At 73.1% G+C, this 13,127-nt stretch carries 7 protein-coding genes; 4 read left to right on the top strand and 3 right to left on the bottom strand.

The window, feature by feature from the left end:
• Positions 1–155 precede the first annotated feature (155 nt).
• Positions 156–2,816 carry a damage-inducible protein gene (locus QSK30_RS27560; protein ID WP_285507153.1) on the bottom strand — a complete coding sequence of 887 codons (2,661 nt, stop codon included), beginning with the start codon at positions 2,814–2,816 and terminating at the stop codon, positions 156–158.
• Positions 2,817–3,268: 452 nt separating this feature from the next.
• On the opposite strand from QSK30_RS27560, the gene QSK30_RS27555 reads away from it, so the two are divergent.
• Positions 3,269–5,554: a M4 family metallopeptidase gene (locus tag QSK30_RS27555; RefSeq protein ID WP_502871896.1), complete on the top strand. Its 2,286-nt coding sequence runs from the start codon at positions 3,269–3,271 to the stop codon at positions 5,552–5,554.
• A gap of 102 nt (positions 5,555–5,656) precedes the next feature.
• Here the strand turns inward: QSK30_RS27555 and QSK30_RS27550 are convergent, their stop codons facing one another.
• Together QSK30_RS27550 and QSK30_RS27545 are read right to left on the bottom strand one after the other, a co-directional pair.
• Entirely contained in the window at positions 5,657–6,820 is a 1,164-nt protein-coding gene (locus QSK30_RS27550; protein ID WP_285507150.1) for an aKG-HExxH-type peptide beta-hydroxylase, read from the bottom strand.
• Positions 6,817–7,920: an FxsB family cyclophane-forming radical SAM/SPASM peptide maturase gene (locus QSK30_RS27545; protein ID WP_285507148.1), complete on the bottom strand. Its 1,104-nt coding sequence runs from the start codon at positions 7,918–7,920 to the stop codon at positions 6,817–6,819. The genes QSK30_RS27550 and QSK30_RS27545 overlap by 4 nt, the downstream gene beginning before the upstream one ends.
• Positions 7,921–8,059: 139 nt before the next feature.
• Between QSK30_RS27545 and fxsA the strand changes: the two genes are divergently transcribed.
• The 3 genes from fxsA (at position 8,060) to QSK30_RS27530 (ending at position 13,098) form a co-directional block, all read left to right on the top strand.
• A complete protein-coding gene (fxsA, locus tag QSK30_RS27540) occupies positions 8,060–8,245 on the top strand; it encodes an FxSxx-COOH cyclophane-containing RiPP peptide (protein WP_285507146.1) in 186 nt (61 codons plus the stop codon).
• A gap of 112 nt (positions 8,246–8,357) precedes the next feature.
• Positions 8,358–12,149 (top strand): FxSxx-COOH system tetratricopeptide repeat protein, encoded by a 3,792-nt coding sequence (fxsT, locus tag QSK30_RS27535; RefSeq protein WP_285507145.1) that lies wholly within the window; start codon positions 8,358–8,360, stop codon positions 12,147–12,149.
• Positions 12,127–13,098 carry a hypothetical protein gene (locus tag QSK30_RS27530; RefSeq protein WP_285507143.1) on the top strand — a complete coding sequence of 324 codons (972 nt, stop codon included), beginning with the start codon at positions 12,127–12,129 and terminating at the stop codon, positions 13,096–13,098. The genes fxsT and QSK30_RS27530 overlap by 23 nt, the downstream gene beginning before the upstream one ends.
• Positions 13,099–13,127: the final 29 nt, after the last annotated feature.

Raw genomic sequence — 13,127 nt, 5'->3', positions numbered from 1 at the left:
GAAAAAAGGGCGGGTGAAGGGCATTCCCCACCACCGGTCAAGTTTAGCGGTGCTCTCCCCCCACACGAAGCGAGTCCACTAGATCGAGCATCCGTAGCGGGGCCGGCGGTACCAGCGGGGTCGGCCTGCCGCTGCGGTACCAGTGGGGGTCGGTGTCACCGCTGCGGTACCAGCGGGATCGGCCTTCCCGCTGCGGTATCAGTGGGGGTCGGCGTCGCCGCTGCGGTATTGGCGGGGTCGGCTTTTCGCTGCGGTGTGGTGGTGGCGGTCAGTGGGGTGCCGACCCAGGTCTTGCCGTCGGTACCCGGTAGCCAGGTGCCCAGTGGGGTCACTCGGTCGGCCAGTCGCTGTGCCGAGGTGTGGTGGGGGGACCACTGCTCGTCCACTCGCATGCCTGCTCGGATCGTGTCCGCCACTGTTGGGGGGACCGTGGTCGCCTGCTTCAGGTGCGGTGGGTCGCCGATGATCACGGCTCGGCGGGAGCGCCACAGTGCGCCTACCGCCGACTGCGGGGGTGCTTGGTCTGCCTCGTCGACCAGTAGCCAGCCCAGTGCTTCGCGGCCCAGGTGGCCGAACAGTTGGCGGAATGAGGCGAAGGTCGTGGACACGACCGGGACGATGAAGAACAGGGCTCGCCATGCTGCCAGGGCTGCGTCCTGGGGCAGGGTGGTTGGGGCGTCGCCGTTGAGGATGTCGGTGGCGGCTTGCAGGCTCTGTCGGAGTTGGCGGGGTACGTGCCCGAGGAATTCCTTGTGCAGTCGCAGTGCGGCGAGGAACAGTTCGGTACGCGCTGTGTTCCAGGCCGGGTCCGTCCACAGCGCGCTCTTCTCGCGGTGTCGCTGGTCCTGCCACCAGCGCTCGTCTGGGTAGTGCTCGCCCAATGTGGCGCGGTCGGTGGTGGTGGCGGTGCGGAGACGTCGTACCTGGCGGTGGAGGCGGTCCGCTTGGTTTTGGGCTGCCGCTCGTACGCGGTCTGTGCGGTCGGCGGTTTCGGTGAGTGCGTCCGCGTGCTGCTCGGCCAGCCGTAGGTCGTGTTCGGCTTTGGTGATCTCGGCGGCGAGTTCTTGGTCATGTGCGTGCCACGCGCGGGTGGATCGGCCGAGGGTTCGCAGCCAGGTGAATAGACCCGGGCGCGATCGGCCGTGTTGGTTACGGCGTTCGACGCGGTGGAGGCGTTCGGTGTCGCGTTGCCGGACGACTCGTTGGGCCTCGTCGAGGTTGCCGCGCGCGGTGGCCGCTACCTGGCTCGCCCGATCCAGTTTGTCCTGGTAGACCCGCAGGTCCCGTTCGGCAGCGGGTAGGTCGGTCATCCTGGCGTACGCGGCCGAGCGCTCCTGCTGCATCGCTGTCGTCCGGTCCAGCGCCCGCTGGAAGTCCGCCACGGCGGCTCGCCAGGGGCGGGTCGGGCCGGTCTCCTCCAGTCCCTTGAGGACTGACAGCACGGCGCTCGGGCCGTCGTGGGAGAAGGCGTCGATGAACGCGGTGCGGTTGGCCCGGGTGTCCAGCCGGGCGGTCATCAGTGCCCAGGCGGGGCGGTCGGGTCCGTCCGCGGAGAGCAGCGTCGTGGCGATCCCGGGGAAGTAGTCCAGGTCGTCGACGGTGGTGTGCCACTGCTCGTCGACCGCCGTGCGCGCCAGGATCTCGTCGGTGGCGTTCTGGATGGCGCCGTTGTTGGTCGAGGCGATCACCAGCTCGAAACCGGTGAGCTCCGGGATCCACTGGTGCGCCACCCGGGTGTGCTCGCCCGCCTGCCACGTCCGGCTGCCGCCGAAGGCCCGTGCGGGCTCGGTGAGCTCGGCCAGCCGCCGGGCGCGTTCGACCACCACGGCCGCGATCAGGTCGCGCAGCACGGCGGTCTTGCCGGTGCCTGGTGGCCCGTTCACCCCGAGGATGCCCGCGCCGGTCGAACGCATCCGCAGCGCGGCGTCGACGGCGAGTTGCCGGCTGGACACCAGTGGGTGCTCGGCCCGCGCGGGCCAGCGGCCCAATGGCACCCTGCGCGGCTCGGTCTCGGCGAGAACGGCGCCGAGAGTGGACCGGACATCGATGTGCCTGCCGGTGTCGACCTGGTCGGCGGGGGAGAGGTAGTCGCGCAGGGCGGCGCCGAGGCCGCCCGCGCGGGCCAGGTCGGCGATGTCGGCCAGATCGTCGGCGATCAGGCTGTTGAGGGGGTCGGCCCGCTCGGGGCGGTCGGCCCGCCGGGCGGTGACGGCCTCGCCGCGCACCCGGATCTCTTCGCTGCGCACCCGGATCTCGCTGTGCGGCGGCGACGTGCCAACCGCGGTCGCCTGGACGGCGAGTGCGAGCAGCGCCCGCAGCCCGGCCTGGTCGACGGGGGAGCCACCCACCTGGTCGTCCACCTGCCGCGCGAAGAGCCGCTGGACGTCGCCGAAGCCGTCCAGCCAGGTGTTGCCCGCCTTGCGGGTGGCCGCGCGGCCGGTGGCCCAAGCGGAGCTGGACAGCACGGCCGAGCCGGTGCGCACGGTGCCGTCCTGGGTGACCACGAGCGCGGCGAGCGCGCTGTCACCGTGCACCGCCTCGGTGAAACCGTTGCCGTCGGCGGGAAACGCGGCGGCGAGCGCCTCGACCGCCGCCTGCCGCGGGTGGACGCCGAGGTAGACGGTGTGCCGCCACACCTGCCCTCGGGGCGACCTGACCTGGGCCAGTTCGTGCCCCGGCTCCCAGGGCAGCGGGTGGTCGGGGGAGACCGCGAAGACCCGCCGCCGGTCGACCCGGTCCACCGGCTGTGGGTGGAGCACCTCGATCGCGCGCCAGAACCGCAGCACCCGGGCACGCTCCGCGTCGGCCTGCGCCACCAGCAGCGCTCCGTTCCCTCTTCGAGTGAACTCCTTCGCCGGGCAAGATAGCTGATGGTAGCCATTGCGCTACCGGCGCGCCGGGGTAAAGCCCCGGCCAAGGTTCGATAATGTCTCGACAAATGGTAATTCGACGGTCCCGTTAATCGTCCGGTGACATATCAATGCGCGATAATGTGAACGGTATGGCAGGTCGCGGAAAGTGTCCGCCGAGTGGGTCAAAATAGGTCAATCCGGCCGTCCGTGCCGGTACTGGCAATTGTTACCCCCCGGTTGACGTGCGACGAGGGTCGGGCAAGGGACTTTCTTCGTTGACGCGGTTATTCGGGACTCATATATTCAGCCTCCGAGTTCCCGGTATTCCCTGCATGCCCGAGGAGTTTGGCGTGAAAAGAAAAGTCGGCATCTACCTGGCCGCCGTAGGCTTGGCGGCCGTATCCGTCCAGGTGGTGATGAACGCCGCCGAGGCGGCCCCCACCGCGCAGCCCGCGTCGCCCACCCCCGCCGCGCTGGCCCTCGCCGCCGCCGACCAGGCCGCGGCTTCCGGTCTGGACGCGCTGGTCAAGGGTCCGGACGAGGCCTACGCGCGTGACCAGGTCACCCCGTTCGTCAACAACCTGTACTCGGTGAGCTACCAGCGCACGTACCGGGGCCTGCCGGTGGTGGGTGGCGACGCGACCGTGCTGGCCGACGGCCAGGGCCGCGTGCAGGCCATCATGGCCGCGACCAAGTCGAAGGTGGCCGTCCCGTCCACCTCCGCGCGGGTCGACAAGGCCGCCGCCGAGCGGACCTCGAAGGCGTTGCAGGCCAAGACCGACACGGTCGCGTCCAGCCGCCTCGTGGTCAAGGTCGTCAACGACGCGCCGAAGCTGGCGTGGGAGCACGTGCTGGTCGGCAGCTCCAAGGAGGGTGGCCCGAGCCACCTCAACGTCTGGGTCGACGCCAACACCGGCGCCGTGCTGGACAAGGTCGAGGACGCCGCCCACGGCACCGTCAACGGTGAGTGGAACGGCACTGTCCCCATCGACACGACCAACTCCGGTGGCACCTACCGGCTGGTGGACCCGAACCGCCCCGGTCTGCAGTGCGCGGACTACACCGGCGGCACGGTGTTCTCCAAGTCGTCCGACACCTGGGGCACCGGCTCGGAGACGAGCAAGGAGACCGGCTGCGGTGAGCTGATGTACGCCGCGCAGCAGGAGTCGAACATGCTGCGCGACTGGCTGGGCCGCAACGGGCACACCGGTTCGGGCCGCAGCTGGCCCGCGAAGGTGGGGCTGAACGAGCAGAACGCGTACTGGGACGGCTCGCAGATCACCATCGGCAAGAACTCCGTCGGCAAGTGGATCGCCTCGATGGACGTGGTGGGCCACGAGTACGGCCACGGTCTGGACCAGAACACCCCGGGCGGCACCTCCTCGGAGTCGGGTCTGGGTGAGGGCACCGGCGACATCTTCGGCGCGCTGACCGAGGCCTACGCGAACAACGCGAAGGACACCCCGGACTACCTGGTCGGCGAGTCGATCAACCTCGTCGGCAGCGGCCCGATCCGCAACATGTACAACCCGTCGCAGGTCGGCAACAACCCGAACTGCTACAGCGCGTCCATCCCGAGCACCGAGGTGCACGCGGCCGCGGGCCCGCTGAACCACTGGTTCTACCTGCTGGCCGAGGGCAACAACCCCGGCGGCGGCAAGCCCACCAGCCCCATCTGCTCCGGCGGGCCCGCTTCGGTCACCGGTGTGGGCATCAAGGACGCAGGCCGGATCTTCTACGGTGCCATGCTGCTCAAGACCAGCGGCATGACCTACAAGAAGTACCGCGTCGCCACCCTGACCGCGGCCAAGAGCCTCGACTCCAGCTGCAACCTCTACAACCGCACCAAGGCCGCGTGGGACGCCATCACCCTGCCCGCGCAGTCCGGTGAGCCCACCTGCACCGGTACCCCGAACAGCGAGTTCAGCCTCGCGGTGAACCCGTCCTCGGGCACCGTGCAGCCCGGCGAGTCGGCCACCGCCACGGTGTCGACGACCACCACCTCGGGCACCGCGCAGACCGTGGCGCTGACCGCCACCGGCCAGCCCAGCGGCGTGACCGTCACCTTCAACCCGGCCTCGGTCCAGTCCGGCGCCTCCTCGACGGTGAACATCGCCACCGGCGCGCGCACCGCGGCGGGCACCTACACGATCACCATCAAGGGCACCGGCACCGCCACCAACCACACGGTGACCTACACGCTGACCGTCGGCGGCCAGCCGCCCGTCAACGACTTCTCGATCGCGGTCAACCCGACCACGGCGACCGTCGACGCGGGCAACTCGGCCACCACCTCGGTGAGCACCGCCACCACCGCGGGCAGCGCCCAGTCGCTCACCCTCGCGGCCAAGGGCCTGCCCGCGGGCGCCACCGCGAGCTTCAACCCGAGCACGATCAACTCGGGTGAGTCGGCCACGCTGACCATCGCCACCTCGTCCACCACCCCGGCGGGCAGTTACGCGGTGACCGTCAGCGGTACCGGCACCGTGTCGCACACGACCACCTTCACCCTCGTGGTCAACGGCGGCACCCCGCCGGGCGGCTGCGGCGGTCTGCAGGAGTGGAGTGCCTCGCAGGCCTACGTGCCCGACGACCTGGTGTCCTTCGGCGGCCACAAGTGGAAGTCCACCTGGTACTCCACCGGTGCCGAGCCCGGCGCGCCCGGCTCGTGGGCCGTCTGGCAGGACCAGGGCGCCTGCTGACCCAGGTCCCCGTGACCTGATCGGCTGATCGCCTGACGAAGACCGGCGGCTGTCCACGCATCGCGCGTGGGCAGCCGCCTTCGTCTCGTTCGGGGCGCCGGGTCAGTGGCCGTGGCGGGCCAGCCACCGGCGCCGGTGGTCGGCCAGCGCGCGGGCCGCGTCGGTCGCGGTATCGCCGGGAACCCTTTCACCGCAGCACTCCCGCAGCGTCGCGACCCCGCCGTGGGCGAACCGCCGGCCGTGCGCGGTGAGGTCGTCGCCCGCCAGCAAGGTGCGGGCGGCCCCCAGCGCGGCCGAGCGCCACCGGGCGAACTCGCGGTCGGCGTGCGCGCCCGGGGCCACCAGTCTGCGGCGGCGCCAGAAGCCGGTGACGCCGAGGAAGGCGTAGACCCCGTGCAGCAGACCCACCGCGGGCCGCGGGTCGTCGCGCCACGGCGCGTAGTAGCGGGTCGCGCCGCCGACCTCGACCAGCGGGTGGATGTCCATCAGCGCGGCCAGCTTGGCGTGCTGCGCCTCGTGCGCGAGGGTGACCGCCAACGACTCCGGGTCGGCGTTGAAGGTCAGGAACACGCACCCCAGCGCGTCCGGGACGGTGGCGCTGTTCGTGCGCGTCGACCGGGCGGGCATCGGGGTGAGCGTGGTGATCACCGCCGCCAGCTCGGCCGCCCGGCGGGGATCGGTGCGGGTCACCAGGTCCCACGCCGCGCGCAGCAGCGCGGCGCACGCGGGCAGGTCGACCTCGGCGGCCAGCTCCAGTCCCGGCGGGAGGATGCCCGCGGGCCACGTGGCGATGGTGAACGCGACCCCGCCGCCGACCCCGATCACGGGAAAGGCCTTCCACTGCAACAGATCTGTTCGAGCCGGTCCGCCGAACACGCCGGTCAGCGACCCGAGTGAGGGCAGCACGCCGTGCCCGCCCCGCGGCAGGTCGACCTCGACCGGGACGCCCGCCCGAACCGCCGCGGCGGCCGCGACGAAGCCGAGTTCCGCCGCGCGGGAGCCGTCGAGCACGGCCTGGGTCGCCCACGCACCGACCACCGGGTCGTCCAGCACGCGCCGCACCGCGCCGGGCGCCTGGCGGCCCAGCGCGGCCAGCAGGTCGTAGGCGCGCCTGCCCCGGTCGTCTCCGATCGCGGCCAACCGGATCGCCGCCAGGGTCCGGCTGCGCCGAGCCGACACCAGGGCGCGCACGCACGCGACCCCGCCGCCGCCGCGGGCGAGCCGCTCGAAACAGCCCGGTGCGAGCGCGAAGAGCTGTGGTGTCACGCCAGGCCGCCGAGGTCCGCCGCCAGGCGGTACCGGACGTGGTTGGTGAAGCGGAACAGGTCGGGGCAGTACACCGAGGGGTTCGCGAAACCGGTACCCGCGCGGTACCGGTGCGCCGGTTGCCCGCCGCCGCAGACCTCGAACACCGGGCACCCGCGGCACCGCGCCGCGGGCGCGGGCGCGCCGAAGGCCAGCGCGGCGTCGAACGGGTCCGTCTCGACGTGCAGGCCGGTGGCGCCCGCGCCCGAGTACGCCGCGGCCAGGATGTCCGAGCGCTCCAGCGACCCGTCGGTCTCGATCACCAACTGGGGCGGCGGCTCGGTGCCCAGGCCCTCGACCGCGGAGCCCGCGCCCAGCCACAGCCCGATGGCGGCGTCGAACAATCGCACCGCCGTGGTTTTCCCGGGGGTGGCGTACCAGTGGTCGAACACCGCGATCAGCCAGTCCGCGTAAGGCGTCGCCGACGATTCCGGAAGCCGCCCCGGCGGCGGGTCGGTCCACGTTCCGTGCGGTAGCAGGAAATCGACGGTCGGCGGTCGGAACTCGACCAGCGCCGCATAGGTCTCCACCGGATCGTTGGCCAGGTCGATCACGCACAGCAATCCCGCGAACAACTCCGGGTATTCCGCGCGCAACAGTTCCACGGCGGTTCGCACCCGGTCATGACTTCCCTCGCCGTGGTGCCCACGGCGATGTCGGTCGTGCGCGGGCGCGGCACCGTCGAGGCTCACGCCCACCCGGATGTCGTGCCGGCCGAACAGGTCCAGGAATCGGCGGTCGAGTCGCACGCCGTTCGTTTGCACGGTAATCCGCGTTCGGGCCGGAATCCGGGCCCGGGCGTCCACCGCCAGCTCGCCGATGAACCGCGCGCCCGCCAGCAGCGGCTCGCCGCCGTGCAGCACCAGCTCGACCTCGGCCAGCCCGTGCGCCCGCGCGTGGTCGGCGATCCGCGACACCACCTGGGCCGCGGTCCGCGCCGACATCGCCCGCACCCGGCCGCGCCAGCGCTGGTCGGCCATCTCGAAGACGTAGCAGTAGTCGCAGGCCAGGTCGCACCGGCCGTGCACCTTGACCACGAACTGTCTGAACGCGGGTGTCACTGTCCCCTCCCCGGGCGGGGTGACCGCCGAAAATCCACCACCGACCATGGAATCATCAGGGTTGGCCGCGCAGCGCCGTCCGTATGGTGTATTCAGTTCGAGTTCGGCGACACGCCCTGGACAAAAAGGGGACACAGCCATGGCGGAGAACGAGGCAGCCGCACCGGACCCGGTCGAGGTGACCGGGTTGCTCGACATCGACGGTATCGACCTCGCGGTCCTCGCCGAGCTCCCGGATTCGGTGTTCCACAGCGCGCTGCGCCGCATCCTGGCCGACCGCGCGGGTCAGCCCGACCGGTTCGCCGCATTCCAGAATTCGCTCTGACGCACTGGGCCGATCGAGTGATTCCCCCGGTTCGCCCCGAACGGATCGGCGGTACGGTCGATCCGCAGGAGGGGGAGACGTGGCGAATGGGTTCGTGAGGAGCAGTCCGCCGATGGCGACCGATCGGGCAAGGGTGTGCGTCGCGTTCCCGGCCGCGCCGCGGTGCGACCACGTGGACACCGCGGCCAACCTGGCGGTGGTGCTGGCGCTGGCGGGCAGGCGCGTGCTGGTCGTGGACTGGTCGGGTGCGGAGCGGCCGGTGCGCGAGTACCTGGAGCCCTTCGCCGACGGCCGGGAGCCGTGCCCGGACGAGCTGTGGGCCGGGGTGCGCGAGGTGGCCACCGCCGGGGTCGCCGGGGCGCTCTCTTTCGGCGTGCTGCGCCACTTCACCGTGCACGGCGCGGAATCCGGCACGATCGCCCTGGTCGCCGCCGAGTCCGACCTGCCGCTCGGGCTGGACCTGTCCCGGGCCGCGCCGACCGCGCTGTCGGTGCTGCGCCGGGAGCTGGGCGCGGCGGGCTACGACGACGTGCTGCTGGTCATGCCCACCGTCGGACCGGACGACGTCGCCGAGGCCGCCGCGGTGGCGAGCGCGGTGGGGGACACCGTGCTGGTCGCCATCGCGCCGAACCCGCGCTCGGTCGCGGACGCCGCGGCGGTCACCGAGGTGATCCGCGGCTCGGCGCCGATCGCGGTCACCGTGCTGCCGGTGCTGACCAGGGTGCACGACGAGAAAGGGCCGCGGCTGTTCCGCGAGGTCCGCGCGACCGCGGCCCGCACGTTCGTGGTCCTGTTCGCCGAGCAGGCCGACCGGGTGCCGCTGCGCCGGTGCGTGGAGCTGCCTCTGTTGCCCTACCAGGAGATCCTGCCGATCCTGAGCACTGTCGCGGAGCCCGCCGACAGCCCGCTGTGGGGGGAGTACCGCGAGCTGGCCACCGCGGTGACCGGCGAACCGGCCCAACCGTGGCGGACGGTTCCCGTCCGCGTCCGCGAGGGCTACCGCACGTCCGCGCGGCTCGCGCCCGCCGGGTCACCGCGGCAGGTGGTCGTCGTCGCCCCGCCCGAGCTGCGCGCCTGGGTCGCCTGGGCGCGCACGCACCTGACCCGGGTCGGCGCCGAGGTCATCGAGGCGGCCGAGCCGCCCGCCCCCACGACCGACCCAGCCACCACCGACTCCGCCACAACCGACCCAGCCACCACCGACCCAGCCACGACCGACCCGGCGCCGACGGTGCTGCGGCTGCACGCGGGCGACTGCCCGCCCGGCGGCGGGGCCGACGTCGTCGACCTGCGGGTCCCCGAGCAGCCCTACGACCCCGCCGAGCCCGGTGCGCCGGACACCCCGGCGGACACCTTCCGCCGCACCATGTTGACCAAGCTCGGCTTCCTCGGCCTGCGCGGCCCGCAGGCCGGGCGGTCCACCCGGTTCCCGTGGTCGGCGCCGCGGGTCCAGCGGCTCCCCGCCGCGTCGCGCACGGTCGACATCGACGACCCGGACGTCCGGGCGCTGCGCGAGGCGCTGGTCGACCGGAGCGCACAGCGGGCGGTCGTGGTGATCGACGGTCCCCCCGGCACCTGCAAGACCGCGCTGGCCCGCGCCTACGCGGCGCACTACGCCTGGGACTACCAGGGGGTCTGGTGGATCTCCGCGCACGACCGCCGGTCGCTGCTGCGCTCACTGGCGGGCTTGGCCCGCGCGCTGGAGCCGGAACGGGAGGCGGCGAGCCTCTACGGCAGCACCGCCGCCCTGTCCTGGGTCGTCGAGCCCGCCCGCGGCCGCTTCCTGCTGGTCTACGACGGCGACTCGGACCTGGGCAAGCTCGCCGCCGACGGGCTGCTGCCCGATGAGCTGGGTGACGTGCACGTGCTGGTCACCGCGAGCGAGGAGCCCACCGGCGTCCCGGTGGTCGCCCGGCTCGGGCTCGGCCCGCTGCGCCCCGGCCAGGCGGCGGCCCGGCTGATCGCGACCACCCCGGAGCTCGCCCCCGACGCCGCCGCCGAGGTCGCCGCGGCGCTGGGCCACTGGCCACTGGCGATCAGCCTGGCGGGCGCCTGGCTGGCCGAGACCGCCGAGCACTACCGCGGCCAGGGCCACGACGACGTCAGCGCCGCCGCCGACGCGCACACCGCGCTGGTGGCCGCGATCGGCCGCCACCCCGGGCTCGCGCCGACCGCGGTGATGGTCTCGGTCGTGCGCGACACCCTGCACTCGCTCGAGCTCGACGAGCTCACCGGCGGTGGCGGGCTCGGCGCGGTCGCGGTGCTGCTGGCCGAGTGCTTCCACACGCTCTCGCCGCTGGGCGCCCGGCTGGAGCTGGTGCAGTCCCGCGAGCTGCTGTCCGCGCTCGCCCGCCACCTCGACCCCCAGGGGCAGGGCCTGCTCTTCGACAGCGCGCAGATCGACCGCGCGCTGCGGCTGGGGGAACGCTACGAGCTGATCCAGGTCGACTGGGGCCTGCGCGGCACCGTCCAGGTCGACCCGGCCATCCGGGCGGTGCTCGCCGAGCTGGCCGATCCCGAGCACGTGGCCCGGGTCGCCGAGCTGGTGCTGGACACCCTCGCCGAGTTCGCCCCGGTCGAGTCGGCCCCGGCGGCCGCCCGGACCCGCTTCCGCGCCCTGTTCGACCACGTCGAGTGCTCCGGCGCGCTGGCCAGCGGCAGGCCGCAGGTCCGCCGCTGGCTGGTCAACCAGGCCCACTACCACTACGACACCGGCAACGCCGCGACCTGGGCGGAGACCCTGGCGCACGGTGACGACCTGCTGGCCCGCTGGGACGCCTGGTACCCGGCGGAGGACCCGCTGCGGCTGCGGCTGATGGGCCAGCTGGCCAACCTGGAGCGCGCCCTGGGCGACGCCGAGCGGGCCTGGAAGCTCGACGCCGAGGCCCTGGGCGCCTACCAGCGCGGGTTCGGCGCCGAGACCCCCGCCGCGTTGACCGCGGCCCGCGGTGTCGGTGGTGACGTGCGCGGCCTGGGCGGCTACCTCGACGCGCTCGCCGAGGACGAGCGCAGCTTCCCCGGCTTCGTCCGCGAGTTCGGCGAGGACCACCCGCAGACCCGCCGCGCGGCCAACAACCTGGCCGCCTCGCTGTACCTGTCCGGGGCCACCGCCCGGGCGCTGGTCCTCGAGCGGGACAACCACCGCAGGCTGGTCCGGCTCTTCGGCGCGGCGCACGAGCTGGCCGAGTGGTCCGCGGTCCGGGTCGCGATCTACGAGCGCGACCTCGACCTCGGCAGGCCCGCGGCCCGGCTCAGCGCCATCGAGAACCGGCTGCGCGGGCGCGGCGGCGCGCTGCGGCGGCTGCGCTGGGTGGTCGAGTGGCAGTGGAGCATGGCCCTGCGCGACCAGGGCAGCCTCACCCGCGCCCGGGACCGCTTCACCAGCGCGCACAAGGGTTTGCGCGCGCTGCTGCCCGAGGACCACCCGGACATCACCGCGGTCATGCTGACCGGCGCGTCGATCCGGCGCCGCTCGGGCATCGACCTGGTGGAGGCCCGCGAGCAGGCCGCGACCGCGCTGGCCCGGCTCGACGAGCGGCGGTTCCCGGCGGCGCACCCGATCCGGGCGCTCGCCGAGCTCGGTGTCGGGCTGGCGACCGCGGCGGCCGGTGACCGCGCCGCGGGCCGGGACCTGGTGCGGCGGGCCCACGACGCGCTGCACGACCGGCTCGACCGGATGCACCCGTGGACGCTCGCCGCCGCACTGGACCTGGCGGTGCTCACCGCCGCCGGGGGTGAGCTGGAGACCGCGCGGGGGCTGACCGAGGAGGCGCTGGAGGACCTGCTGGACGCCTTCGGCGCGGACCACCCGCACGCCGCCGTCGCGCGGGACAACCTGGAGTTGGCCGAGCTCGGCGAGCACGCGCACTGGAGGGAGATCGATGTCGACATCCCGCACACCTGAGGCGACCGGGTGGCAGAGCCGGGTCGACGACCGGGTCGACCCGGACGACGCCGCCATGGCCGCGGTGCTCGCCGACTGCGAGGAGCTGATGGCGCGCACCCCCGAGCTGGACTACCTCGCCTACGTCGGCCTCGGCACCCCGCTGGTCGAGCTGGTCCGCACCGGCGTCCCGGCGGGCACCCCCGGCGCCCCGCCCAGCGGCAGCCTCGCCGAGGCGTTCAAGCGGCTGGCCAAGCAGATGGCGCTGCGGGTCTGGCACCTCGACCGCGAGCTGCAGGTGGCCCGCACCGGCAGGTTGATCCGCACGGTCCTGCACTCCGAGGGGCACGCGCTGTTCTACGACATGGTGCGCCCCGGCGTGGAGTTCCTCGGGGTGGTCACGCTGACCGACCACCCGGACAGCGACCAGCGGGTGTGGGCAGGCGACCGCGCGGTCGCCGCGCTGGCGGACAAGCTCCGGGCCCGCGCCGAGCTCAAGTCGGTCAACTACGGCTCGTTCGAGGCCCCGTTCGACGGCACCGCGCCGCAGGTGCCCGCCACCGGCGGGGTCGAGGACCGGCTGCGCGCCGCGGTCGGGCCGGTGGGGCTGCACTTCGCCTCGTACTGGGCCGGGGACCGGTCGGTGGTCCTGGACTGCCTCGACGACCCCGAGCTGGCGGCCGACCACGTCGGCATCACCCCGGCGGCCCGGCGCGGCTTCCACCTGCGCTTCGCCCGCGACCTGCGCACGCTGGCCACCGAGCTCAAGCAGACCTGCGGGGGAGCGCTGCGCGGCAGGCTGAACCGGGTGGTGCTCGACGTCGAACAGGGCGCCGTCTACTACCTGCGGCTGCCCGCCCAGCGCTACGTCACGGCCGTGACGATCCGCCAGCCGATGGTCTCCCTCGCCGGGGAAACCGTTGGCAGACTGGCGAAAACCCTGCTCGACCCGGCCCTTCGAACGGATTGAAACCGATCATGGCGCTCGCTATCGTCAAC

Source organism: Actinokineospora sp. NBRC 105648, from assembly GCF_030269645.1.
Taxonomy (GTDB): Bacteria; Actinomycetota; Actinomycetes; order Mycobacteriales; family Pseudonocardiaceae; genus Actinokineospora.
Note: the sequence above shows the minus strand (reverse complement) of the source record. Positions and strands in the feature narration are given on the sequence as shown.